The sequence below is a fragment of the Winogradskyella immobilis genome, assembly GCF_021887715.1.
Taxonomy (GTDB): domain Bacteria; phylum Bacteroidota; class Bacteroidia; order Flavobacteriales; family Flavobacteriaceae; genus Winogradskyella; species Winogradskyella immobilis.
The window spans coordinates 317,655-342,298 of record NZ_JAIQXX010000001.1; the positions used below are offsets into that span (position 1 = coordinate 317,655).

Here is a 24,644-nt window from a genome sequence, read left to right on the forward strand (position 1 = left end):
AGATTAAAGTCTTCGATCTGTTTCTTTAATTTGAAGATCATTAATACTGGCATAACGTTTTTGCATTAAACCGTTTTCATTAAACTCCCAATTTTCATTACCATAAGCTCTATACCAATTACCTTCAGCGTTCTGAAATTCGTATTCAAAACGTACTGCAATTCTATTTTCAGTAAAAGCCCAAAGTTCTTTTTTTAATTTGTAGTTACGTTCAATATTCCATTTATTAGTTAAAAAAGATACAACTTCATCTCTGCCATTAATAAATGTATCTCTATTTCTCCATTCGGTATCAACAGTATAAGCCTTAGAAACAGTTTCTGGATTTTTAGTGTTCCAAGCATCTTCAGCGGCTTGTACTTTTTGTTTTGCGGTTTCTAATGTAAACGGTGGAAGTGGAAGTTTCTGTTCCATGGTGTTTTGCTTTTATTGAAATTATAGTCGAACTGTTAAAAAGAGCTTACAAAGAACCATCCTTAAAAAATTAAGAATGGTTCTTTTTATATAATGATATTTTAATAAAAACTACTCTCCTAAGAAAGGGTATCTGTAATCTGTTGGTGTTACAAATGTCTCTTTAATCATACGTGGTGATACCCAACGTAATAAATTTAATGCACTACCAGCTTTATCATTAGTTCCAGAAGCTCTAGCTCCACCAAAAGGCTGTTGTCCTACAACTGCACCAGTAGGTTTGTCATTGATATAGAAATTTCCAGCTGCATTTTGTAAAATGTTAGTAGCTTCTTGTATTGCATATCTGTCTGTAGATAAAATAGCTCCTGTTAATGCATACTCACTTGTCTGGTCAACTAATTTTAATGTTTCTGTATATGCATTTTCATCATAAACATAAATTGTAATAACTGGTCCAAAAAGTTCAGTACACATTGTTGTGTATTTAGGGTTTGAAGTGACTATAACTGTAGGTTCAATAAAATAACCTTTAGATTTATCGTAGCCACCACCAACTATAATTTCAGCATCAGCATCACTCTTAGCAGCGTCTAAATACTTTGCAAGTTTATCAAAAGAACCTTCGTGGATTACAGCAGTAATAAAATTACCCATATCTTCTGGAGATCCCATTTTAAAGGATTTTACATCTTCTACAACAGAAGCTTTAACTTCTGGCCATAAGTTAGAAGGAACGTATGCTCTAGAAGCAGCACTACATTTTTGACCTTGAAACTCAAAAGCACCTCTAGATATTGAAGTAGCAACTTGTTTAGCATTTGCAGATTTATGCGCAATGATAAAATCTTTTCCTCCAGTTTCGCCTACAATTCTAGGATAGGTTTTATAATTATGAATATTGTTACCTATTTGTTTCCACAATTCTTTAAAGATAAATGTAGAACCTGTAAAATGTAAACCAGAAAAATCTGGGCTTGCCATAACGGTATTCGTTATCATTACAGGATCGCCAAACACTACGTTAATAACACCATCTGGTACGCCAGCTTCTTTAAAGACGTCCATAATTACTTTAGCAGAGAAAATTTGGCTATCGCTAGGTTTCCAAACCACAACATTACCCATCATAGCCATACATGCAGGTAAATTTGCAGCAATAGCAGTAAAATTAAATGGTGTCACAGCATAGGTAAAACCTTCAAGTGGTCTGTATTCTAGACGGTTCCATGCATCACTCGTGCTTTCGGGTTGTTCGTGGTAAATATCCGTCATAAACTGTACGTTAAAACGTAAAAAATCAATCAACTCACAAGCAGCATCAATCTCAGCTTGGTGAACCGTTTTAGATTGTGCAATCATTGTTGCAGCATTAATTTTTGCTCGGTAAGGTCCAGCAATTAATTCTGCAGCTTTTAAAAATATACCAGCACGTTGTTCCCATGGTAATTGTGACCAGCTTTTACGTGCTTCTAAAGCCGTAGAAATAGCTTCGTCTACATGAGATTGTTCTGCTAAATGATATTCTCCAACAATATGTTGATGATCATGAGGAGGAGACATTGTTCGCGTATTACCAGTTTTAATAGCTTTTCCGTTGATATACATCGGTACTTCAGTCTTACTATTAAACATTGTTTTATATGCTTTAGCGACAGCTTCTCTTTCAGGAGAACCCAGAGCATAAGATTTTACAGGTTCATTAATAGCAACCGGTACGTTAAAGAATCCTTTTCCCATGTTATATTGTGTTTTTAATTATAAAATTTTGATGAGCAAAGGTACAATATTTAATAGATTATTTTAATTTGAAATTCTTAATGAAAACATAATTCCGAATTAATTTTTGTAAGTTGCCGCCTTTTAAAAGGACTACTAAAAACCGATTTACAACTTAGAACGACAATGCTTCAAAATGATGCTTTTATATTAACACTAGGCTATCCAGAAACCGTAGTAATGGTGGCAGAAGAGTGGTATTCAAAATTTCTTCGGGTTATAGGTATCGGAAAGAAAAATTATGTAAGAGCTGGTCACGCAGCCTTGGTTTTAATTGATAAATCTACAGGTGTTTTAGAGTATCATGACTTTGGTCGCTATGTTACGGAAGCTCCTTATGGACGTGTAAGAGGTTTTACAACTGACAGAGAATTAGATTTTCCATTAAAAGCAGAAATTAAAAACGATACTATTGTAAATCTAGAATCTATTTTAGTGTTTTTAGCTACGAATCCCAAATTAACTCACGGTGATGGTGTATTGGTGGCTTCGGTCTGTAATGCTGTAAATTATAAGATGGCACGTCAACATATCGATGGCTTACAGGAACAAGGTTTTATTACTTATGCTGCTTTTGCAGATAATGCTTGTAATTGTGCGCGATTTGTTACTGATACAATCATTGCAGGAACTACTGACGAGACTCTAAGAAAACGGTTAATTAAATACAAATGGTTTACGCCGAGTACAGGAGGAAATGCTGTAAAAGCGGATACAGAGAATTTTGTTTATGAAGTTTCTGAAAAAGGAGAAATTACAGAATTTAAAAGCACTATTGTTAAAGAAAACTTGCGTTTATTTCTCGATCGTTTAAAAGACCATCAGCCTAATTTTATTGGTAGTTTAGAACCTAAACATAATGCTGAAAAACATGAAAATGCACAATGGCTTTCTGGTATAGGTTCTGGAGCTTGGTTTGAATTGTATGATATAAACAAAAAAGAAGAATATCGATTTAGACGAATATCTCCTTATGGAGATGTAGATGTAGATGGTGTATTTAAAGTAGACGCTTCAGATTTTGATAGCTCTAAAGCGTACAAATTTGTTTATTACTCTAACTGTTTATTCTTTCATATAGAACAAAACAATACAACGTATAAATTTGATTTTTTAAGAGATTATGAATCAAATCAATTTAAAGAAAAAGGAGCGCTTAATTTAAAGGAAGGAATATAGACCTTTATTTTTTTTGAATTAGATAAGTTAACCATATTATAGTAACCATGCATTGAGCCAAATGGCGAAGTTAATAGACAGCCAGAACTATAAATATGTGATTCGCCAGGTGAAATAATAGGTTTTTCACCTATGACTCCTTCACCTTTAACGATTTCTTCATTGTTTAAAGCATCTAAAATTTTCCAATATCTAGAATTTAGCTGAACGATTTCCTTGCTTTGGTTCTCAATAGTTACTTTATAACCAAAAGCAAAATTCACTTTATAATTTTTATAAAATGTACCTTCAAAATTGGTCTCTACAGAAATTTTAATTCCGCTTGTAACTTGTTGTACCATTACCTTTAATCTATTCCTCTTGCTAAAATAAAGTATTTTTTGCTATTAAAACAGTTAAGAGGATGCTGTTTTTAGCATATGATTTGAAACATAAGTTTCGAGAGTTTTAAAGAATGCTACAATATCATTATGATCTAAAACAGTATTTAATGTCACCATTCTTACAAATTCTTGGTCGTTAAATTTACCAAAACCTACCATAAGTTGAGAATCTTCATATAACGCTGTACATAACTCATTTGCAGGGATACCTTTATAATTAAAACATACAGATATAGAATCTTCAAAACTATATAAAGTGTAATCAGAGTTGTTATTAATATAGTCTCTAGCAGTTTGTGCCAGTTCAAACTGGTGATTAACCATTTTTTCTAAACCAGATGTTCCTATAGATTTCCACAACGTCCATAATTTTAATGCATCGTTACGTCTCCCACATTGTATGGATGTTTTTCCGAGGTTAAAATCATCACCGTCGGTTTGGTATAAATAATCAGCTTCGTTTGAGAATGAATGGTGTAATTGTGCTTTGTGTTTTGTAATAATTATAGAACAGCCAAGAGGCGTACCTAACATTTTATGAGCATTAACACTAAACGAATCGGATAATTCTAAGCCGTTAACTAAATGTTTATATTGTTTGCTAAAAATAACTCCACCACAATAGGCACCATCTACATGTAGCCATAATTGGTGTGCTTTACAAACTTTGCTAATTGCTGTAATATCATCAAAAGCTCCTAAAACTGTTGTGCCAGCTGTAGCATTAACAAAAAATGGAATATGTCCGTTATTTATATCTTCTACTATAGTTTGGTTTAAATGCTCAGGCGACATTTCTCCTTTGCTATTGGTTTTAATTTTACGAACCTGATCTCTTCCTATACCAGTTAATGCAGCATTTTTAGCAATAGAATAATGCGATGCTTCAGAGGTATATACTATCATTTTCTCAGAAATACCATTCGCTCTTATATTTGTGTTCTTGAGATCTCTAGCCATTAGCATGGCCATCATATTTGTCATTGAACCTCCTGGAGCTAAGGTACCATCACTGTCTTTAGGGTAGCCAGCAAGTTTGGCTATATTCTTTAATACTATTTTTTCAATACCAACTTGCGGACCAGCAACTTTATATGTATACATGCTATTATTAAGCATTACAGATAATAAATCACCAAGAGTAGCTTTTCCCATTCTACCACCAAATAATTGATTGAAAAATGATTTCGAAGCAGTTTTTGGAGTGCTTTTTATTATAGAAGCTAAATTGGCTTTTAGCTCATCATCTAAGATGCCATCTGTATTTAAGTCTAAATCTAAAGCATTAAACAATTCTGTTGTAGGAATTGGTTTTGCTACAGGATTGTTTTTTTCTTCTTCTAAAAGGATATGACTTAGCTCATTAAATAAATCGATGTCTTGTTGCATAGTTTGAATTTAAAATAAATTGAAAAATTTTTGTCAAAAATACCGAAGAAACTTACAGTATGATAATTAATTTAGGATAATTTTAATTGGTGATGATTTCAGAATTTGTTTCGCCAAAACCAATAAGACGATCAAAACGTGCTCCTAGATCTCTGTAATAAACAAGCACCTTATAATTATTTTCAGTCTGCCAAAAATTACCGCTTATGGCTCCTTCATCTAAATTGCCATTAGCATCAACTGCGACATACTTGTAATTGTAAAAACCTTGCTTTAAAGGAAAAACACATTCGTAAACTTGTTTTTCAGAATTGTATATCATTTCATTAGCGGGTTCTAAAGCATAGTTGTTATAATTACCATACACATATATTTTTTTATCTAAAAGCAATTCGTTATTTAGAGAAAAGTGAACAATGCTATAATCAGCTCTGCTATCTACATCATCAACATTTAATGCTGTAATAACAAAATTACCATTAATATCAGGGAAATAAGTATAAGGTCTTTTTGACCTATTGATTTGATTAAATAAATAACTGTGATAAAGATCTCTTAAATCTACATATTGTACAGCAATATTAGCGCCTCTAATTTCTTTGGTTTCAAAATAAAGATACTCATTACCTCCCCAAAATGAAGCTTCATCATCGTAGCGGTAAATCAATTCATTACCTATTGTAAATTGAGGTTTTAAATTAGAAATAGTAGCATTAAGATTATTGTTTTGAATAATCAATGTTTTTACAGTTTGTTTTGGGTTTACAAGATTTAGATTGTTAGAGTTGATTTTAAGATTAACAATCTGTTTTTCTTGTATGTTGTTGAGGTTTCTTGTGCGTTTAACTTGTACGCCAACACCAAGCAAATCTTCAAAAATCATAAACTTTCTAGAAAACATAATCTCGTCATAACTATCGTAAATTGTGATTAGGTAATTACCAGATTTAAGTAATCTTCTAGTTTGTTGATTAGGTATGGTTAAATCATAATGTGAGTAAATTTGAAAGGTGTTTAAAGAGTTAGTGTAATCTCTAATACGTTGTCCATCAATGCCACTTAGATATTCAGACTTCATAAGATTTGAAGGAGTCCAATCGAAGTTAAAATGTTCAATCTTATAATAAAAATCTTCTTCATCTCCAGTAAGTGCATCAAATTCTAAGTTTAAGGTTTCGCCTAATTTTAAAATAGGCAATTGTCCTTCTGTAGTATTACTTCTAAACGTAATGGTTTTAATAAAATCTGGTGGATTTATTTCTTCCACTTGAGAGAATCCAATTGTTGGAATAACTAACAAAAATATAATAGAGTATAGTTTATTTAACATTAATAAAACCTTTTGCTGTAAATATAAACAAATTCTGTGCCCAAGTATTGTATTGGAATATTTTAAGACAAATTCATTAACATACTTATTTATTTTTAATTTGTTTAAGAATTTTATTTTTAAAAGAGATTAAAGTTTATGTTAATTATAAACAAATCTGAAATGCTTTTTTAGCGAAATACAACATAAAAATTAGTGTTAATAATTATGGAAACTGTATCAAAAATTCGTATTTTTGCATCGATTTTTAGATAACTAATCTTTAAGAAATATGTCAAAAGACATTAGAATTAAAAAGGGTTTAGATATTAAGTTGGTTGGCGAAGCCGAAAAAACCATCGAGAATGCTATTATTAGTAATACTTACACTATTAGACCCGAAGATTTCCACAGTATTATTCCTAAATTAGTTGCCAAAGAAGGTGAGCAAGTTAAAGCTGGAGAAACTTTATTCTATAATAAAGAGAACGAAGCAGTGAAATTTGTATCACCAGTTTCTGGAACTATAACAGAAATACAGCGTGGACCAAAGCGTCGAATAGACGGTATTAAAATAACTGCAGATAAAACGCAAAGTTATGTAGAACATGGTAAACTAGATGCCAATGCAAATGCAGAAACTATAAAAGCTCACTTATTAGCTTCTGGTTGTTGGGCATTTATTAAACAACGTCCTTACGATGTTGTTGCAAATGTAGAGCATACACCAAAAGCTATTTTTATTTCTGGTTACGCAAGTGCACCTTTAGCTGCAGACTTAGATTTTACTTTAAAAGGTAAAGAAGCAGAGCTTCAGGCAGCTGTAACTGTATTGTCTAAATTAACTGATGGTGGTGTGCATGTCTCTGTAGGTGTTACTGCCAATTCTCCTCTAGCAGATTTAAATGATATAACTACATATAAAGTTTCTGGTCCACATCCATCAGGTAATGTTGGTACTTTAATTAATAAAGTAAATCCCGTAAATAAAGGTGAAACAGTTTGGACAGTTAATGCACAAGATTTAATAATTATAGGAGAGTTATTATTAACAGGTCGTTTTAATGCTGAACGTATAGTTGCTTTAGTTGGATCTTCAGTAAAAAAGCCACGTTATTTTAAAACAATAATAGGATCTGAAGTGTCTACTATGATTTATGATAATGGAGTAGAGCAAGATGGGAATGATCGTATTATATCAGGTAATGTGTTAAGTGGAAAAGAATTAAATCCAGACGGAAACTTAGATTATTATAGTAATATAATATCAATAATTCCTGAAGGAGATGATTATGAGTTTTTTGGTTGGAATAAACCAATTTTTAATAAAATATCTACATCTAGAGCATTAACATTCTCTTGGATGTCTCCTAAAAAGAAATACGATTTAAATACCAATACTAATGGAGAACATCGTGCTTTTGTAACTACAGGAACTTATGAAGAAGTTTTTCCTTTAGATATTTATCCAATGCAAATTTTAAAAGCATGTATGTATAAAGATTTAGACGAAATGGAAGCTTTAGGAATGTATGAAGTAGCACCTGAAGATTTTGCACTAACAGAATTTGTATGTGTTTCTAAACAACCACATCAAAAAATTATTAGAGAAGGTTTAGACTTAATGCTAAAAGAGATAGGATAATAAAATGTCACCTCGAGCGCAGTTGAGAGGTCAAACATATTCAATATGGGATTAAAAAGTAATTTACATAACTTAAAAGAAAAGTATAAAGGCACTAAAATGGCTCCTGCATTTAATGCTATTCATACATTTTTATACTTGCCTAATGAGATCACACATAATGGAACTCATATTAAGGCCGCAGACGATTTAAAACGTACTATGAATACCGTGATCATGGCTTTAATACCATGTTTAATCTTTGGTATGTATAACGCAGGTTACCAACATCACATAGCTTTAGGAGAAATTACCACTAAGGCTAACGGATTTTTAGGGGCTTCTTTTTGGACGATAGATAACTTAGTTGTTGGTTTATGGAAAGTGTTGCCACTAGTTATTGTTTCGTACGGAGTTGGTTTAGCTATCGAATTTTTATTTGCCGTTATCAAAAAGCATGAAGTAGAAGAAGGTTATCTCGTAACAGGGATGTTGGTGCCACTTATTGTGCCAATAGATACACCATTATGGATGTTGGCAGTAGCTGTTGTTTTTGGTGTTGTAATTGGTAAAGAAGTGTTTGGTGGTACCGGAATGAATATTCTTAACCCTGCATTAACTATCCGTGCATTCTTATTTTTCGCATATCCGACATGGATGTCTGGAGATAAAGTATGGGTTCATGGTGCTGTAGAAAGAGCAAATCAAATTGCAGCAGGTGAAAATGTAGATGCTATTTCTGGTGAAACGATTTTAGGAAGTTTAGCACAGAATAATGGGGTTTTAGGTTATGATTGGATGGATATGTTTTTTGGAATTATTCCTGGTTCTATAGGTGAAACGTCTACCTTTTTAATATTAATAGGAGCTTTATTCCTAATCTTTGCTAAGATAGGGAGCTGGAGAATTATGTTGTCTTCAGTAATTGGAGCTTTAGTTATGGGACTTATATTTAATGGAGTTGTAAGCTCTGGTTGGATTACTGAGAGTAGTAAATTCTATGGCTTAATGAGTACAGAATTTTGGCATCATTTACTCATTGGTGGTTTTGCCTTTGGTACTGTTTTTATGGCAACCGACCCAGTAACAGCTTCGCAAACAAATAAAGGAAAATGGATTTATGGTTTCTTAGTCGGTTTTATATCAATTATGATTCGTGTATTCAATCCAGCATATCCAGAAGGTGTCATGTTAGCCATTTTATTAATGAATGTGTTTGCACCAACAATAGACCATTATGTGGTTCAAGGTAATGTTAAGAAAAGAATGAAACGTCTAAAAGCTAAAACTGCATAAGGATGGAAAAGAGAACAGATAAAAATACGTATACAGTCATATTTGCCATAGGGATGGTATTGGTTGTAGGTGCTTTGTTAGCATTTTTAGCATCCACTCTAAACCCTATGATTACCGAAAATGAGCGTTTAGAAAAGCAAAAAAACATTTTGTACGCTTTAGGTGTTAATGAGAATGAAGAGAATAAAGCAATCTTTGTTTCTAATGAAGAAACACCAAAATTATTTAAAGATAATATTTTTAACCAAGTGGTTATAGAAGCTAAAGATGGTAAAATAATTAGAGTGCTTTCTGAAGATGAATATAAAGAAGAGAATAATAACGAAGAGCCATATCTTATAGACATTAAAAAAGAGCAAAATAATGCTAAAGATGGTGAAATTAGAAAGCTACCGTTATTTCTAGGTAAGAATGAAGAAGGTCAGACTTGTTATGTTGTACCAATTAGAGGGAAAGGACTTTGGGATGCTATTTGGGGCTACATTTCTTTAGATAAAAATATGATTATTCATGGTGTATATTTTGATCACAAAGGAGAAACACCTGGGTTAGGAGCCAACATTAAACAACGTTTCTTTATGGACGATTTTATTGGAGAGCATTTAATGAAAGATGGAGTGTTTAAAGGCGTTACTATTCGTAAAGGTAATGCAGATCCAAAGAACAATGATAAAACAGATAATGAGGTTGATGCCATTGCAGGTGCTACAATTACAGGAGATGGTGTAACAGCAATGATTAAAACAGATTTAAAACTGTACTTATCTTATTTTAAAAACTTAAAAAATTAATTTATGGGACTTTTATCTAAAAAAGACAGCAAATTAATATTAGATCCTCTAGCGGATAACAACCCAATTACAATCCAGGTATTAGGTATATGTTCTGCTCTAGCAATTACAGCAGAGTTAGAGGCATCAATAGTAATGTCTATTTCAGTATTATTTGTACTTGGTGTTGGTAACGTTATTATTTCTTTAATACGAAATATTATTCCTTCTAAAATTAGAATTATTGTTCAACTTATTGTTGTAGCAGCGTTAGTAATTATTGTTGATTTAGTACTTAAAGCCTTTGCTTACGAGTTGAGTAAAACACTCTCGGTATTTGTAGGATTAATTATTACCAACTGTATTATTATGGGACGTTTTGAAGCTTTTGCTTTAGGTAATGGGCCATGGAGATCATTTTTAGATGGTATTGGTAATGCCTTTGGATATGGTGTAATTCTTATTATCGTTGGTTTTTTTAGAGAATTATTAGGTTCTGGTACCTTATTGGGTTTTCCAATTCTAGGTGATCCTATTGAAAAAACAGGACTGTATGCATTTGGTTATGAGAATAACGGATTTATGTTATTATCGCCAATGGCATTGATTGTAGTAGGGCTCATCATTTGGGTACAACGTAGTAAAAATAAAGCATTAATAGAAGATTAACACAAAGTGTTATCCTGAACTTGTTACAGGATCTTAATACTGAAAAATATGGAACACGTAGAGTTATTTTTTAAATCAATTTTTATAGATAATATGGTATTTGCTACATTCTTAGGAATGTGTTCTTACCTTGCTGTATCTAAAAAAGTATCAACTGCTGTTGGCCTTGGAGCTGCAGTGATTTTTGTACTGGCCATAACAGTACCTTTAAACTGGTTATTAGATCAATATTTATTACAACCTGGAGCACTATCTTGGTTAGGTCCTGAGTATGCAGAATACGATTTAAGCTTCTTATCTTTCATTATGTTTATCGCTACCATTGCAACTATGGTACAATTGGTAGAGATTGTAGTGGAGAAATTTTCGCCATCATTATACAATTCCTTAGGTATATTTTTACCATTAATTGCAGTAAATTGTGCTATCCTAGGTGGATCATTATTTATGCAATCTCGTGAAATCGCCTCATTAGGATTAGCAGCGACGTATGGTATTGGTTCTGGTATTGGATGGTTTTTAGCCATTTTAGCTATTGCAGCTATTCGCGAAAAAATAAGATATAGTAACGTTCCAGGTCCATTAAGAGGTTTAGGTATTACGTTTATTATTACGGGCTTAATGGCTATTGGTTTTATGAGTTTTGGAGGTATGTTAACAGGAGGTGATGAAGCCGTTGAAGAAGAACAAAAAACTGTAGAAGTTGTTACAGAGGTAGACGAAGATAAAAAACTAGCTGACGTTTCTGAAATAGAAAAAGAGGCAGATAACACAACTAAAGTAGTAGAGTAATATGATTTTATTAGTAGCAAGTACAATAGGTACCGTCATAGCAACTGTTGCATCGTTTTTGTTAATTACACTAGCATTAGTTGGTTTATTATTATATGTAAAACAAAAATTATCTCCATCTGGCCCTGTTAAAATTTTAATTAATGGAGAGCGCGAAATTGAGGTAGCTTCAGGAGGAACGCTATTATCTACTTTAGGCGGTGAAAAAATATTTTTACCATCTGCGTGTGGTGGTGGCGGAACTTGTATTCAGTGTGAGTGTCATGTATTAGCAGGTGGAGGAGAAGCTTTACCTACAGAAACTCCACATTTTTCTAGAAAAGAGTTAGCACATGGAGCACGTTTGTCTTGTCAAGTTAAGGTAAAGCAAGACATGGAAATTACCATTCCAGAAGAAGTATTTGGTATTAAAAAATGGGAAGCTACTGTAGTACGTAATTATAATGTGGCGTCTTTTATTAAGGAATTTGTAGTTGAAATTCCTGAAGATATGGGATATAAAGCAGGTGGATATATACAGATTGAAATTCCTGAGTGCGAAATTAAATATTCAGATATTGATATTACTGCACATCCTGAAGAACATGAAACAGCAGATAAATTTCAAGCAGAATGGGATAAGTTTGGTTTATGGCCGCTAGTAATGAAAAATAACGAAACAGTTGAGCGTGCATATTCTATGGCGTCTTACCCAGCTGAAGGTCGTGAGATTATGCTTAATGTACGTATTGCAACACCTCCATTTGATAGAGCAAAAAATGGATGGATGGACGTTAATCCAGGTGTAGCATCGTCTTATATATTTGCACAAAAACCAGGAGATAAAGTTATTATTTCTGGACCTTATGGAGAGTTCTTTATTAATGAGTCTGAAAGTGAGATGCTTTATGTTGGTGGTGGCGCTGGTATGGCACCAATGCGTTCGCATTTATACCATTTGTTCAGAACCATTAAAACGGGTCGTAAAGTAACATATTGGTATGGAGGTCGTTCTAAGCGAGAGCTATTTTACATTGAGCACTTTAGAAAATTAGAAAAGGATTTCCCTAATTTTAAATTCTACATGGCACTTTCAGAACCTATGGAAGAAGATAATTGGAAAGTAAAAGAAAATATTAATGATGATGGAGATGGTTTTGTGGGCTTTATTCATAACTGTGTGATTGATAATTACTTAAATCATCATGATGCCCCAGAAGATATAGAATTATACTTCTGTGGACCTCCGTTAATGAACCAAGCAGTGCAAAAAATGGGAGAAGATTTCGGTATCCCAGATGAGCATATAAGATTTGATGACTTCGGAGGCTAGTCGCCAAGCGATACTTTGCAAAATGATTTGTCATTGCGAGAGAAGCGTGGCAATCTCTTAGTAGAGAATCAAAACATATTAAAACCAGTACATAACAGTGCTGGTTTTTTATTTATACTCCATTATCAAAAACACAGCAGTAGTCTCTCCAATATTTAAAACTTCATGGGTAGAGATTTCATTTTTACTAAAACTATAACCAGTTGGGACGTCAACGTTTCGTATTCCAGTAGTATCTGTTATTCTAAATTTGCCACCAACAAGCGTGTAGCCAAAATGAGGATTGTGATAATGTTTTTCGTGTCCAATACCAGGCTCAAAAGTACATTTGAGAACTCTTAATTCTTTATTGTCTTCAACGATTTCACAAACAGCTTCTCCTTTCCAGCCAGCTTCTAGTGGGCCTGGTAAAGTGTTTTTGTTTATACAGTTATACATTATAATTAATAATGCTAAATAAAAATAGTTTGACTTATGTTTTTGGAATTGTATCATCTAGACTAAAATATCAATGGTATAACAAATTGAAACATTAATATTAAAAGACTCACTGCAATTAGGTTTAAAATAACACCAACACGAGCCATTTGATGCACTTTTATATAACCACTAGCAAATACAATAGCATTTGGTGGTGTGGCCATAGGGAGCATAAATGCACAACTACTTGCTATAGTTACAGGGATTAATAAATACAAAATAGGAATATTTAGACCTATAGCAATACCTGCAACTACAGGTGCTAAAACTGCAGTTAGTGCTACGTTACTCATAAGCTCTGTCATAAACAGCATAAGTATAATAAGTAACGAAGCCATAACCAAAATACTAATATCACTATTAGAAATAGTTGTAGCTACAACATCTACAATACCACTAGCAGACATGCCTTTTGCAAGAGCTAATCCACCACCAAAAAGAATTAAAATACCCCAAGCTAATTTACTAGTGTCTTTCCATTCTAATATAAAATCTCCTTCTTTTAAACGATGAGGTATTGCAAATAATGCAATAGCACCAAAAATACTAATCATAGTATCTGTTAAACCCAGTCCAGGTATATATTTGTTGATGACTCCTCTAAAAATCCATAGCGATACAATAACAGCAAATGTAATGAGAACTTGTTTCTCTTTTGATGAGGTTTTACCAAGCTTATTAAGCTCTGTTTTAATCACAGATTTAGAAGCATCAAACACCAAACCCTTATTAGGGAACATCCATTTCACCAATACAAAATAGATGATGGTAATTAATGTTGTAGAAAATGGTAAGCCAATAAGCATCCAATCTACAAAGTTAATAGTAGTGTTGTATTCGTTTTCTAATAAGCCAATTAATACCGAGTTTGGCGGTGTGCCAATAACCGTAGCTATACCACCAGCATTTGCAGAAAATGCAATGCCTAACATAACACTCAGTGCAAAGTTTTTGTCTTTTTTAGTAAAGCCGTCTTCGTCATTAACCAATAAATTAATAACAGACATGGCAATTGGTAACATTACGACAGTACTTGCGGTATTACTAATCCACATGCTCATAAAAGCAGTGGCAATCATAAATCCTAAGATAACTCTATTAGGAGATGTGCCTGTTAATTTTATAATGGTAAGCGCTATACGTTTGTGAAGATTAACTTTTTCTAAGGCTAAAGCTAAAATAAAACCACCAAAAAATAAGAAGACAATCGGACTTCCGTAATTAGCACCAACGTCTGCGATAGGCATTATCTTAAATAATGGAAATAATAGTAATGGGAGTAATGAGGTTACAGAAATAGAAACAGCTTCAGTGATCCACCATAATACCATCCAAAGTGCTACAGCAATAACCGTATCTGCTTTTTCAGAAACCATTTCAAAAGGTAAAATTTGAACAATTGTAAATAACAAAGGGCCTAAAAAAAGACCGATACGTTTAGATAGCGGATGATGTTTCATCTGTTAATAGTTATTGTTTTTTTATGCTCATAAGGAACATTCAAATGAGCATCTTGCAGTATGGTAAAATATAATAAAGAATGTTTCATTGCTAGTAAAAATAGACATTTAATTCGGAAATATCTGCACCAGGCTTTACCTTTGCAAACTCAAAGTTTGTTAGATTTAAATAGATTCTCTTTTACAAGGGAAATGAATATGAGTACAGCACTGACTAAACAAGAATTACATAATTTAGCTATGAACCATGTAGGCAAAGATCTAGAAGCTCGAGGGTTTGAGTTTGTGGCTATTAATAGCAAGCTAAAAAAGCATCCGCAATTTGTGTGTATCGATAAAAACAGTCAATATTTTTTTGTGATTGTACGTGCTGTTTTATTACCAGATAATCCTAATAATTTTGATGTGGTTTGGATGGAAACCTTTAAAAAACATGCTTTTGATAAAGATGCAAAAGTACTTTATGCTGGTGTTGGTTTAGGAAACCCTAAAGGTGAAGAATTACCCATATATTTAAACGAAGAATATCTTATTGAATACAATGGAATTCAAGTACTTGATATGAATTTGAATTGATTTGTCATTTCTGTGTGGCACACTGTCCCGATAGTTATCGGGATTGTCGAAGTGTAGGCAGGAATCTTAATAAACAAAACTTTAAAGTTAAATATGAATAAGATTATATTCATTGTATCAATTTTGATATGTTGTTTTTCTTGTAAGCAGGTATCTAAACAAGAGAATGAGCATGCAAAACAGGAGTTGCACTATTTAAAGACTTCTGGTATTGTATTCGGTACAAATTATAACATTCAATATTATTCTGAACAACCTGAAAATTTCCAAAAACAGTTTGATAGCTTATTTGAAGTTATAAATACATCAATGTCTACATATATTCCGGATTCTGATATTTCTAAGTTTAACAGAAATGAACCTGTAACATTAGACCATCATTTCAAAACCGTTTATAAAGCGTCTCAAAAAATATATGAAGAAACACAAGGTGTTTTTGACCCAACCATTGGTAACGTAGTTAATGCTTGGAATTTTGGACCTGATAAAAACAAGTTTTTAACAGACAGTAGTACAATTAGAAGACTAATGCGTAATGTAGGTTTTAATAATGTAAAGCATACAGATGAAGGTTTTGTAAAACCAGATGACACCTATGTTGATTTTAATGCTATAGCCAAAGGTTACGGTATAGATGTTATTGGAGATTTTTTAGTCTCTAAAGGCATATACAATTATCTGGTAGATATAGGAGGTGATTTAAGAGCAGCTGGGATAAATATAAAAAACCAAAAAGCATGGACCATTGGTATTGATGACCCTAATTTTGATGGGTCGCAATCGTATTCAAAAATTATCTCACTATCAGATAAAGGTATGGCTACTTCTGGAACTTATCGTAAATTTAAAGTAGACGATAATGGTAATCGATATGCACATATTATAAATACTAAAACAGGTTACCCAACTAAAACCAATGTATTGAGTGTTTCTGTAATTGCACCAAATGCTATGTTGGCAGATGGGTATGCAACTGCTTTTCAGGCTATGGGAATAGAAGCCGTGACTTCATTTTTAGAACAGCACCCAGAACTTCAGGTGTATTTTATTTACTTAACAGATAATGATGCATTAGAAACGTTGAGCTTAAATAATTTTCCTGAATAAAAAAAGTAATGTGACTTTTTAAGATATAAGGTGTCTTAATAGTGCTATTAATACTTAAATGAAAAAAGTTGTTCTAAGTTAGGGTTAGAGCAGCTTTTTTTTATTTATAAACCACAGGAATAATTTCACCTTTAGCTAAACAATACTTTTGTGTTTCTTCTTCAGAAAATGCTGAGGTATAATCAACCTCTTCGACTCTAAAACCAATAGAACGAAGTTTATGAAAATAATCACGACCATAAACTCTAACATGATCGTATTGTCCAAAAATTCGAGCCCGCTCTTTTTTATCAGTTATGGAATCGTCTTCAAAAGTAGTTTCTCGAGATAAATCTTGTGGAATTTGAAAAATACCCATACCACCAGATTTTAAAACACGAAACAATTCTTGCATGGCTTTAGTGTCGTCAGGAATATGTTCTAAAACATGATTACATAAAATAATATCAAATTCATTATCCTTAAAAGGAAGATCGCAAATATCGGCTTTTACATCTGCTAATGGCGAATTCAAATCAGTTGTGATATAATCAAGATGCTTTAGTTTTTTAAAGCGTTTATAAAATGCTTGTTCTGGCGCAAAATGCAATACTTTTAATTTTTTTGTCACACTGAGTGCAGGCAAAGTGTCTGTTTTAAAAAAGTCTGTTTCCTTTTGTAAATACAACCATAATAAGCGATGACGCTCTAGAGATAGAGTAGAAGGTGATAATACATTATTACGTTGGTTGCCATAACCATAAGGTAGAAAGCTTTTATAGCTTTTACCATCAATAGGGTCAGTGTATCGATTACCTCTTAGAAAAAATGCTAATATTGGGCGTGCTACATAACTTAACCTAATTAATATAGGTCTGGGAATATTATTTAGGACTATTTTAAAAAGTCGTTTCAAATGGATGCTGTTAACTGTTAACTGTTAACTTAATTTGCCTAAACTCATCTTCTTCATTACTCTTAATTCCTAAGGCATCATAGATATATGCGAACGTCGACAATAATTCTGGTTTACCATCAACTATAGCAACATCATGTTCAAAATGTGCACTTGGTAGATTGTCTAGAGTAGTGATTGTCCAACCATCTTTATGTTGTTTGATCTTATGTGTCCCCATATTAATCATAGGCTCTATAGCAACAACCATACCTTCAATAAATTTTTTGCCACGACCACGACGTCCATAATTGGGCATTTCAGGATCTTCATGCATAGTTTTGCCTAAACCATGACCAACCAATTCTCTCACTACACCATAACCATGCGATTCTGTGTATTGTTGAATGGCATAACCAACATCACCAACACGATTGCCTAATTTTAATTCTTTAATACCGATGTAAAGCGATTCCTTAGTTACTTGAAGTAACTTTTCAGTTTCTGCATCGATTTTTCCAACAGGAAATGTATAGGCGTGATCACCATAAAAACCATGCTTAATAGCACCGCAATCAATAGAAATAATATCGCCTTCAACTAAAGGAATATCATTAGGAATGCCATGTACTACTTGAGAATTGGGACTCATACAGAGCGTATTAGGAAAATCATACAAGCCTAAAAAGCCAGGGATAGCATCTTGATCTCTAATACATTCTTCAGCAATTTTATCTAATTGAAGCGTAGTAACACCAGGTTTAACCGCTTTAGCAACTTCACCTAAAGTTTTAGAAACGACAAGGGCTGCTTCGCGCATTAATTCTATTTCTTCTTTTGTTTTAACAACAATCATGGTTATGAAATTATGCGGCAAAGATAGCCATTTATATAAACTTAAGATATGGTTCTAGAGTAGGTAAATAAACTCTTATTTAAACCAATTTAAAAATCCTTTTTTCTTAACTTTAGTCTCAATAAGTGGTGTGTCGTCAATAAGCATTTGATGTATTTTACCCCAACCAATAAATCCACCTATATTTCTGTCATCAATAAATAAATCAGCATGAATTTTAGGGCTTTTCTCAATATCGTTTTGTTCTTCAGGGAAGCTTTTATTTACAGCATAAAATTCAATACCGTTTTCGTTACAAAAAGCTACAGCTTCATCTAATCGTTTACCACTTCTATAAGTCCAAAGTATTAAACGATGCCCTTCTTTTTGTAAACGTTTTAAAGTTTCAAAAGCAAATAATTTAGGTTTGCCGATGCTAGGATAGGCATCTTCAACAATAGTACCGTCAAAATCTATAGCGAGTATTAGCTTATCTTGAAAATTCATAATTTATATCAATGCATTTTGAGTCATAGTTTTAGGTTGTGGAATACCTATTAATTTTAAAATTGTAGGAGCAATATCACCTAGAATACCATCTTCTATTTCCTTTAATTCCTTATCAATTAAAATAATAGGAACAGGATTTGTGGTGTGCGCTGTATGCGGAGAACCGTCTTCATTAATCATAGTTTCACAATTACCATGATCGGCAATTAATAATGTCGTATAATTATTATCTAAAGCGGTGTCGATAATTTGCTTAACACAACTATCTACAGCTTCGCATGCTTTTATAGCAGCTTCCATAACACCTGTATGACCTACCATATCACCATTTGCAAAATTGAGGCATACAAAATCCACTTCGCCTTTTTGAAGTTCTGGGACTAAAGCTTCGGTTAGTTCGTAAGCACTCATTTCAGGTTTTAAATCGTAAGTGGCTACTTTAGGCGAGTTTCTTAATATACGAGACTCTCCTTTAAAAGGTAATTCTCTTCCGCCTGAAAAGAAAAAAGTAACATGCGGATATTTTTCGGTTTCTGCAATTCTAATCTGTGTCTTGTTATTTTTTTCTAAAACTTCACCAAGAGTATCAGTTAAATTATCTTTATTAAAAATAACATTAATGCCTTTAAAATTATCATCATAATTCGTTAAAGTTACATAATGCAATTGAAGCTTTCGCATGTTAAATTCATGGAAATCATTTTGCGATAAAACATCTGTTAATTCGCGTCCGCGATCTGTTCTGAAGTTAAAAAAGATAACAACATCATCATCTTTAATAGTTGTTACAGGCTGATTATTGGTATCAACATGTATAATAGGTTCTATAAACTCATCAGTAATACCATTTTCATAACTTTCTTCTATGGACTTTAAAATATGTTTTGAATGTTTTCCTTTACCATAGACTAAAGCATCATAAGCCAGTTTAATACGTTCCCAACGTTTGTCTCTGTCCATGGAGTAATAGCGACCTGTCACAGTTGCTAAAGTTCCTGTAGATGATTTTAGTTTATCTTCTAGTTTATTAATAAAACCATAACCAGATTTAGGATCTACGTCTCTGCCATCAGTAAAGGCATGCACAAAAACAGTATCTAAACCATAATCATTTGCGGCATCTAATAACCCAAATAAATGGTTGATATGTGAGTGTACTCCACCATCACTAACTAAGCCTAATAAATGCACATTTTTATTATTCTGTTTGGCATAATTAAAAGCATTAAGTAAAACAGTTTCTTGTTGAAGTGTATTATTTTCAATAGCTAAGTTAATTTTAACTAAATCTTGATATACAATACGTCCTGCACCAAGATTCATATGGCCAACTTCGCTATTACCCATTTGTCCTTCAGGTAACCCAACATGTAAACCATCGGTTCTTAAACTTGCTGACGGATATTTTGTGTATAACGAATCTATATATGGAGTTTGCGCGTTATCTATTGCAGATACTTTAGGATCTGGAGACATGCCCCAACCATCTAAAATCATTAAAATGACTTTTTTATTCATTTTTGTTTTTTAGTTAATTTCAAAGATAACACTTAGATAATTATATCAAATTGGCAAACTAAAAAAATAAAAGAGTTATTAATTTTTTATATCTCTATTATTTAAAAATCAACAAAATTATATCTATTGGCAAAGCCTTAACATATTTGTTTACATATAGTTAAAAATATGTTATTAGTTATTAAAAGGCGTAACACTTTAAATTTATAATCGTCTCTTTAGTATAATCAAAAAACAAATCAATTAATTTTTAAATCTTTCATCATGAAAAAATCACTAGTAATTTTAGCCTTAGCATTTGGCTTTTCAACTGTAACTGTTAATGCATTAAACTCTGAAACAATTTCAAACACTACTGAAATTTCTATAAAGAAATCTAAAGTAAGTCCTTTGTCTTTAGCTGTTGCAAAAGGAGACTTGGCAACCGTTAAACAGTTAATTAAAAATGGAGCAAACGTTAATGAAAAATCAAACGGGATGCTTCCAATTCATTATGCTGCAAAATACAATCGTGTAGATGCCATGAGAGCATTAATTAAAGCAGGATCTAAAATACATGCTCCTTGCGATAAGGGTTATACGGCATTGAAGTATGCAAAATTATCAAAAGCAAAAGATGCAGAAAATTTATTAAAACGTTTTAAAGATAAGAGCGCCTAAATAAGGCAATTTTTTAAGTTAGTTAGTTAAAGCAAAGCATCCTTTTTAGGATGCTTTTTTATATTTTATAATGGCTTCTTTTATTTTTTCTATACGGTTTTCAGGATCTGGATGCGTACTTTGAAACTCAGGAACTCTATTAGGGCCAGCGGCAGTTTTAAGTATTTGCATAACACCAATCATCTCTTCTGGGTTATAGCCCGAGTTAAGCATTAATAATACACCTAAATCATCACTTTCTAGTTCATCACCACGACCATTTTTTAATAAACTTCCCTGTCCATATTGTTGCGCTACAGCTCCCATGTCAACAGCTGAGGCTCCCATTACAAAATATTTCCAAAAATCAGCATTGGTAATACGCTCATTAGAATGTTTGCCTAATACATGTCCAATTTCATGACCTAAAACTCCAGCCAATTGATCTTCATTTTCTAGCTTTGAAAATAAAGCATAAGTAATAAATATTTGACCTCCAGGTAATGCAAAAGCATTTATAGTTTGTGAATCGGCTAAAAGGTGAAATTCATATTTATAAGGAGACCTATTTGCACTACTATTGACAACAAGTTTTTGCCCTACTTCATCCACTTTATTTTGATATCGCGAATCTGGGTGTAAACCTCCATGTTGCTGAGCCATTTGTGGCGCGCTTTGTAAACCAATAGCAATTTCTTGATCTGGTGATAGAGAAATAGCTTGTGTTCTACCCGTATACGGGTTAGTTTCTTGTTGGCTGCATCGACGCATAAACGCAAACCCAATAACAACAAGGCCAATTAAAAGTCGTGCTTTAAGATTACCTCTTCTCACTATATAATGATTTTAAATTTAATGAGTTAAATAAATAGGTCCTGCTATAAATCGATCTTCATTAACTAATTTTAATGTATAGTAATAAGTCCCAACAGGAAGTTTTCTACTTCTATTTATAACAAATCCTCTTTGAGAAGTACCATCCCAATCGTTTTGATAGTTTTTGGCATTAAATACTAAACTTCCCCAACGATTAAATATTTTGAGCTCGTTTTCAAATAACTCAATACCTCTTATTTCAAAAAAATCATTAACGCCATCGCCATTTGGTGAAAACGCATCATAGATTATAATGTCATCACTGCCGATTAAGGATCCAAAAGTAATCACTTCGTAATTGTTGGGAATAAAAGAGTTAGATGTAATTGTGCCAGAGCTTAAACTTCCAGTAGTATTAACATTACCTAAATCTAACCATCTGTTTTCCGATAAACTCCAACCAACAACTCTTAAATTTTCTAAATCATTAACCAGTGTATTAATATTGCTTTCTCTATTCCAAGTTAGTGTAACCTGAGTTTTGCTTAATCCGTCAAAATCCCAAAATTCAATAGTACTAATTGTATTTATAATGTCCTCGGAATTTGAGGTGTCAAAACTGCTTGTAAATATTGAAGGAAAGTTAGGATCTTCATTAAAATAAGCGGCGCTATATAATAGATTGCTATTGTGAAAAGGAATAATTAAAGGTCTTAATGAGTTATTATCTCCAATAGGAAATGCAAATGGATTACTTCCAAGATAGGATGCATAACCATCTGTATGGCTATCATCACTCTCTAAAATAGGTAAAGCATTATCTAAAAAATCTATTGAAATACTTGGGGTTTCTCTAGGTGTTATAATGTCTCCATCTGTAAAACTTAGAGAGTTTAATACTTCTGTATTTATATCTAAAAATAAATTGTCATTTACACTAACATCCATATCAAAAAATCTTGGAATTTGAGTTCCTGAAATTGATAATGAGTTAACAGTATTGTAGAATCCTGTAAAACCTAAATTTTCATTAAAAACACCATCATTAATTAAGTTAATATGAAATCCTATTTCTCCTTCATTATGAATTTGCACATTTCCAAAATTTTGAAATGCGGTTTGTGAGAATATATATGAGTGAGCTAATATGAAGAAAATGATTTGTTTCATCAAATAAGTTTATTAGTGATTAATATAAGTATCCATTGTATCTTTTTTATAAAAAACATTGTTTTATGGAATTGTAAAAAAGGATACACATCCGCAACCATTTCCTGTTCCAGTATCAGATCGAGTCGCAAAGATTTCTCTGAATTGGTTAAAAGGAGGTATAGGCGAAGTACTAGTAAATAAATAATCGAAAGTTCCATCACCATTATCATTCTCTACAACTGTATGATCACCCAATGTAAAGTTTGTTAATTGATAAGGGACATTGTCAAGTAATATCTCATAAGAAGTACTAGTATTAATATTAGGCCCATTAAATTGAAGTTGAAATACATTATTTCCACCATTATCATCCATAAGATTTATAGGGACAAAAGCATTAGCTCCTGTAGCAGGTGTACCACTAGAGGATAACCCAGAACCTCCACTTGGTCCTCCACCCGTTCCTCCATCTGTAGTTACAGCTGTTACAACGTCTATATTAGCTGTAACATTAAAAGACCAATTAACATCAGTAAAAGTATTTCCAAGAGTAATTGATACATTAAACCCGGTACTTGTTCTGGAGCCATCATCAACATGAGGGTTAGCTGTTATAAAAGCAGGGTCACCATCTGTTCCTAATGTTACTACATAATTTGAACCATTTGGATGAGGTTCTAAAAGTGTTACTGAGTACCTACCTGCAGAATTTCTAACTACAGTAGAATTGATGTTAAAAGAATTAGTTCCATCACCTTGAGTAAAAGCTGCTGCGAAATTATAACCTATTGTTTGAGTGGTGACTGAAATTGTAGGCGTTTCTCCATCAGCACCATCAGCACCATCTTGTCCGTCAACACCATCTTGTCCATTTTGTCCGTCTTGTCCATTCTGTCCATTTTGACCAGCGGGTCCTTGCGGTCCTTGTGGTCCTTGTGCTCCAGTCGCACCATCTTGTCCATCTTGACCATTCTGTCCAGCGGGACCTTGCGGTCCTTGTGCGCCAGTAGCGCCTGTTGCTCCATCAGCACCAGCAGGACCTTGTGGTCCGATTTCACCTTGTGGTCCTTGTGCGCCGGTTGCTCCAGTAGCACCATCTTGACCATTCTGTCCAGCAGGACCTTGTGGTCCAATTTCACCTTGCGATCCTTGTGCGCCAGTTGCTCCAGTGGCACCTGTAGCACCATCTTGTCCAGGAGGACCTTGTGGTCCAATTTCCCCTTGCGGTCCTTGTGCTCCAGTCGCACCATCTTGTCCATCTTGACCATTCTGTCCAGCAGGACCTTGTGGTCCAATTTCACCTTGTGGTCCTTGTGCGCCAGTAGCTCCAGTAGCACCTGTTGCACCAGCCGGACCTTGTGGTCCAATTTCCCCTTGTGGTCCTTGTGCGCCAGTAGCGCCTGTTGCACCAGCCGGACCTTGAGGTCCAATTTCCCCTTGCGGTCCTTGTGCTCCAGTCGCACCATCTTGTCCATCTTGACCATTCTGTCCAGCGGGACCTTGCGGTCCAATTTCACCTTGAGGTCCTTGTGCTCCAGTAGCTCCTGTTGCACCAGCAGGACCTTGTGGTCCAATTTCACCTTGTGGTCCTTGTGCGCCAGTAGCACCTGTTGCGCCATCTTGACCATTCTGTCCAGCAGGACCTTGTGGTCCAATTTCCCCTTGTGGTCCTTGTGCGCCAGTTGCTCCAGTGGCACCTGTAGCACCATCTTGTCCATCTTGACCATTCTGTCCAGCAGGACCTTGTGGTCCGATTTCACC

General features: G+C 33.5%; 24 protein-coding genes. 10 read left to right on the forward strand and 14 right to left on the reverse strand.

Going from position 1 to position 24,644, the window contains the following annotated elements:
- Positions 1-3 precede the first annotated feature (3 nt).
- Together K8Z87_RS01415 and pruA are read right to left on the reverse strand one after the other, a co-directional pair.
- Positions 4-414: a nuclear transport factor 2 family protein gene (locus K8Z87_RS01415; RefSeq protein WP_227475669.1), complete on the reverse strand. Its 411-nt coding sequence runs from the start codon at positions 412-414 to the stop codon at positions 4-6.
- Between the two features lie 111 nt (positions 415-525).
- On the reverse strand, positions 526-2,154 hold the full coding sequence (gene pruA / locus K8Z87_RS01420) for an L-glutamate gamma-semialdehyde dehydrogenase (protein WP_227475671.1): 1,629 nt from the start codon (positions 2,152-2,154) through the stop codon (positions 526-528).
- Between the two features lie 165 nt (positions 2,155-2,319).
- Between pruA and K8Z87_RS01425 the strand changes: the two genes are divergently transcribed.
- Positions 2,320-3,372 carry a DUF6695 family protein gene (locus K8Z87_RS01425; RefSeq protein ID WP_227475672.1) on the forward strand — a complete coding sequence of 351 codons (1,053 nt, stop codon included), beginning with the start codon at positions 2,320-2,322 and terminating at the stop codon, positions 3,370-3,372.
- On the opposite strand, the gene apaG is transcribed toward K8Z87_RS01425, so the two are convergent.
- The 3 genes from apaG to K8Z87_RS01440 all read right to left on the reverse strand — a co-directional run bounded on the left by apaG (position 3,327) and on the right by K8Z87_RS01440 (position 6,474).
- Positions 3,327-3,713, reverse strand: a complete 387-nt coding sequence (gene apaG, locus K8Z87_RS01430) for a Co2+/Mg2+ efflux protein ApaG (protein ID WP_227475674.1) — start codon at positions 3,711-3,713, stop codon at positions 3,327-3,329. The two genes, K8Z87_RS01425 and apaG, sit on opposite strands and share 46 nt — an antisense overlap.
- A 54-nt stretch (positions 3,714-3,767) precedes the next feature.
- Entirely contained in the window at positions 3,768-5,144 is a 1,377-nt protein-coding gene (locus K8Z87_RS01435) for a pyridoxal phosphate-dependent decarboxylase family protein (protein WP_227475675.1), read from the reverse strand.
- 82 nt (positions 5,145-5,226) lie between these two features.
- A complete protein-coding gene (locus K8Z87_RS01440; protein WP_227475677.1) occupies positions 5,227-6,474 on the reverse strand; it encodes a type IX secretion system plug protein in 1,248 nt (415 codons plus the stop codon).
- 271 nt (positions 6,475-6,745) lie between these two features.
- Between K8Z87_RS01440 and K8Z87_RS01445 the strand changes: the two genes are divergently transcribed.
- Genes K8Z87_RS01445 through nqrF form a run of 6 tightly spaced genes read left to right on the forward strand, consistent with a single transcriptional unit; the run spans position 6,746 to position 12,916 of the window.
- Positions 6,746-8,098, forward strand: coding sequence for a Na(+)-translocating NADH-quinone reductase subunit A (locus K8Z87_RS01445; protein WP_227475678.1), 1,353 nt, complete (start codon positions 6,746-6,748; stop codon positions 8,096-8,098).
- A 45-nt stretch (positions 8,099-8,143) separates the two neighbouring features.
- Entirely contained in the window at positions 8,144-9,373 is a 1,230-nt protein-coding gene (locus K8Z87_RS01450; RefSeq protein ID WP_227475680.1) for an NADH:ubiquinone reductase (Na(+)-transporting) subunit B, read from the forward strand.
- A gap of 2 nt (positions 9,374-9,375) precedes the next feature.
- Positions 9,376-10,164 (forward strand): Na(+)-translocating NADH-quinone reductase subunit C, encoded by a 789-nt coding sequence (locus K8Z87_RS01455; RefSeq protein WP_227475681.1) that lies wholly within the window; start codon positions 9,376-9,378, stop codon positions 10,162-10,164.
- Positions 10,165-10,167: 3 nt separating this feature from the next.
- Positions 10,168-10,812 (forward strand): NADH:ubiquinone reductase (Na(+)-transporting) subunit D, encoded by a 645-nt coding sequence (locus K8Z87_RS01460; RefSeq protein ID WP_227475683.1) that lies wholly within the window; start codon positions 10,168-10,170, stop codon positions 10,810-10,812.
- A 48-nt stretch (positions 10,813-10,860) separates the two neighbouring features.
- Positions 10,861-11,604 (forward strand): NADH:ubiquinone reductase (Na(+)-transporting) subunit E, encoded by a 744-nt coding sequence (nqrE, locus tag K8Z87_RS01465; protein WP_227475685.1) that lies wholly within the window; start codon positions 10,861-10,863, stop codon positions 11,602-11,604.
- A gap of 4 nt (positions 11,605-11,608) precedes the next feature.
- A complete protein-coding gene (nqrF, locus tag K8Z87_RS01470; protein ID WP_227475711.1) occupies positions 11,609-12,916 on the forward strand; it encodes an NADH:ubiquinone reductase (Na(+)-transporting) subunit F in 1,308 nt (435 codons plus the stop codon).
- A 108-nt stretch (positions 12,917-13,024) separates the two neighbouring features.
- On the opposite strand, the gene K8Z87_RS01475 is transcribed toward nqrF, so the two are convergent.
- Positions 13,025-13,354, reverse strand: a complete 330-nt coding sequence (locus K8Z87_RS01475; protein WP_227475687.1) for a cupin domain-containing protein — start codon at positions 13,352-13,354, stop codon at positions 13,025-13,027.
- A gap of 62 nt (positions 13,355-13,416) precedes the next feature.
- Positions 13,417-14,856 carry an SLC13 family permease gene (locus K8Z87_RS01480; protein WP_227475689.1) on the reverse strand — a complete coding sequence of 480 codons (1,440 nt, stop codon included), beginning with the start codon at positions 14,854-14,856 and terminating at the stop codon, positions 13,417-13,419.
- Positions 14,857-15,054: 198 nt separating this feature from the next.
- Here K8Z87_RS01480 and K8Z87_RS01485 point away from each other — a divergent pair, with 198 nt between their 5' ends.
- Positions 15,055-15,432 (forward strand): Na(+)-translocating NADH-quinone reductase subunit F, encoded by a 378-nt coding sequence (locus K8Z87_RS01485; protein ID WP_227475691.1) that lies wholly within the window; start codon positions 15,055-15,057, stop codon positions 15,430-15,432.
- A 93-nt stretch (positions 15,433-15,525) separates the two neighbouring features.
- Positions 15,526-16,539, forward strand: coding sequence for an FAD:protein FMN transferase (locus K8Z87_RS01490; RefSeq protein WP_227475693.1), 1,014 nt, complete (start codon positions 15,526-15,528; stop codon positions 16,537-16,539).
- Positions 16,540-16,639: 100 nt separating this feature from the next.
- On the opposite strand, the gene K8Z87_RS01495 is transcribed toward K8Z87_RS01490, so the two are convergent.
- The 4 genes from K8Z87_RS01495 to gpmI all read right to left on the reverse strand — a co-directional run bounded on the left by K8Z87_RS01495 (position 16,640) and on the right by gpmI (position 20,276).
- Positions 16,640-17,434: a class I SAM-dependent methyltransferase gene (locus K8Z87_RS01495; protein ID WP_227475695.1), complete on the reverse strand. Its 795-nt coding sequence runs from the start codon at positions 17,432-17,434 to the stop codon at positions 16,640-16,642.
- A gap of 10 nt (positions 17,435-17,444) precedes the next feature.
- Positions 17,445-18,269: a type I methionyl aminopeptidase gene (gene map / locus K8Z87_RS01500; protein ID WP_227475697.1), complete on the reverse strand. Its 825-nt coding sequence runs from the start codon at positions 18,267-18,269 to the stop codon at positions 17,445-17,447.
- 75 nt (positions 18,270-18,344) lie between these two features.
- Positions 18,345-18,755 carry a BT0820 family HAD-type phosphatase gene (locus K8Z87_RS01505; RefSeq protein ID WP_227475699.1) on the reverse strand — a complete coding sequence of 137 codons (411 nt, stop codon included), beginning with the start codon at positions 18,753-18,755 and terminating at the stop codon, positions 18,345-18,347.
- Positions 18,756-18,758: 3 nt separating this feature from the next.
- A complete protein-coding gene (gpmI, locus tag K8Z87_RS01510) occupies positions 18,759-20,276 on the reverse strand; it encodes a 2,3-bisphosphoglycerate-independent phosphoglycerate mutase (protein ID WP_227475701.1) in 1,518 nt (505 codons plus the stop codon).
- 264 nt (positions 20,277-20,540) lie between these two features.
- Here gpmI and K8Z87_RS01515 point away from each other — a divergent pair, with 264 nt between their 5' ends.
- On the forward strand, positions 20,541-20,936 hold the full coding sequence (locus K8Z87_RS01515; protein ID WP_227475703.1) for an ankyrin repeat domain-containing protein: 396 nt from the start codon (positions 20,541-20,543) through the stop codon (positions 20,934-20,936).
- Positions 20,937-20,981: 45 nt separating this feature from the next.
- Here the strand turns inward: K8Z87_RS01515 and K8Z87_RS01520 are convergent, their stop codons facing one another.
- From K8Z87_RS01520 to K8Z87_RS13960, 3 genes are all read right to left on the reverse strand, one after another.
- Positions 20,982-21,749: a M48 family metalloprotease gene (locus tag K8Z87_RS01520; protein ID WP_227475705.1), complete on the reverse strand. Its 768-nt coding sequence runs from the start codon at positions 21,747-21,749 to the stop codon at positions 20,982-20,984.
- 18 nt (positions 21,750-21,767) lie between these two features.
- Positions 21,768-22,901, reverse strand: a complete 1,134-nt coding sequence (locus tag K8Z87_RS01525; protein WP_227475706.1) for a gliding motility-associated C-terminal domain-containing protein — start codon at positions 22,899-22,901, stop codon at positions 21,768-21,770.
- Between the two features lie 63 nt (positions 22,902-22,964).
- Positions 22,965-24,644: collagen-like domain-containing protein (locus K8Z87_RS13960; protein WP_227475707.1), on the reverse strand; the 1,680-nt coding region annotated here is incomplete at its 5' end.

Coding starts and splice junctions, on each gene's coding strand:
- K8Z87_RS01475 (WP_227475687.1), bottom strand. CDS start 13,354: ATGTATAACTGTATAAACAAAAACACTTTACCAGGCCCACTAGAAGCT.
- K8Z87_RS01515 (WP_227475703.1), top strand. CDS start 20,541: ATGAAAAAATCACTAGTAATTTTAGCCTTAGCATTTGGCTTTTCAACT.
- K8Z87_RS01525 (WP_227475706.1), bottom strand. CDS start 22,901: ATGAAACAAATCATTTTCTTCATATTAGCTCACTCATATATATTCTCA.
- K8Z87_RS01505 (WP_227475699.1), bottom strand. CDS start 18,755: ATGAATTTTCAAGATAAGCTAATACTCGCTATAGATTTTGACGGTACT.
- K8Z87_RS01440 (WP_227475677.1), bottom strand. CDS start 6,474: ATGTTAAATAAACTATACTCTATTATATTTTTGTTAGTTATTCCAACA.
- apaG (WP_227475674.1), bottom strand. CDS start 3,713: ATGGTACAACAAGTTACAAGCGGAATTAAAATTTCTGTAGAGACCAAT.
- K8Z87_RS01490 (WP_227475693.1), top strand. CDS start 15,526: ATGAATAAGATTATATTCATTGTATCAATTTTGATATGTTGTTTTTCT.
- gpmI (WP_227475701.1), bottom strand. CDS start 20,276: ATGAATAAAAAAGTCATTTTAATGATTTTAGATGGTTGGGGCATGTCT.
- K8Z87_RS01450 (WP_227475680.1), top strand. CDS start 8,144: ATGGGATTAAAAAGTAATTTACATAACTTAAAAGAAAAGTATAAAGGC.
- K8Z87_RS01455 (WP_227475681.1), top strand. CDS start 9,376: ATGGAAAAGAGAACAGATAAAAATACGTATACAGTCATATTTGCCATA.
- K8Z87_RS01445 (WP_227475678.1), top strand. CDS start 6,746: ATGTCAAAAGACATTAGAATTAAAAAGGGTTTAGATATTAAGTTGGTT.
- K8Z87_RS01435 (WP_227475675.1), bottom strand. CDS start 5,144: ATGCAACAAGACATCGATTTATTTAATGAGCTAAGTCATATCCTTTTA.
- K8Z87_RS01460 (WP_227475683.1), top strand. CDS start 10,168: ATGGGACTTTTATCTAAAAAAGACAGCAAATTAATATTAGATCCTCTA.
- K8Z87_RS01425 (WP_227475672.1), top strand. CDS start 2,320: ATGCTTCAAAATGATGCTTTTATATTAACACTAGGCTATCCAGAAACC.
- K8Z87_RS01485 (WP_227475691.1), top strand. CDS start 15,055: ATGAGTACAGCACTGACTAAACAAGAATTACATAATTTAGCTATGAAC.
- map (WP_227475697.1), bottom strand. CDS start 18,269: ATGATTGTTGTTAAAACAAAAGAAGAAATAGAATTAATGCGCGAAGCA.
- K8Z87_RS01480 (WP_227475689.1), bottom strand. CDS start 14,856: ATGAAACATCATCCGCTATCTAAACGTATCGGTCTTTTTTTAGGCCCT.
- K8Z87_RS01415 (WP_227475669.1), bottom strand. CDS start 414: ATGGAACAGAAACTTCCACTTCCACCGTTTACATTAGAAACCGCAAAA.
- nqrE (WP_227475685.1), top strand. CDS start 10,861: ATGGAACACGTAGAGTTATTTTTTAAATCAATTTTTATAGATAATATG.
- pruA (WP_227475671.1), bottom strand. CDS start 2,154: ATGGGAAAAGGATTCTTTAACGTACCGGTTGCTATTAATGAACCTGTA.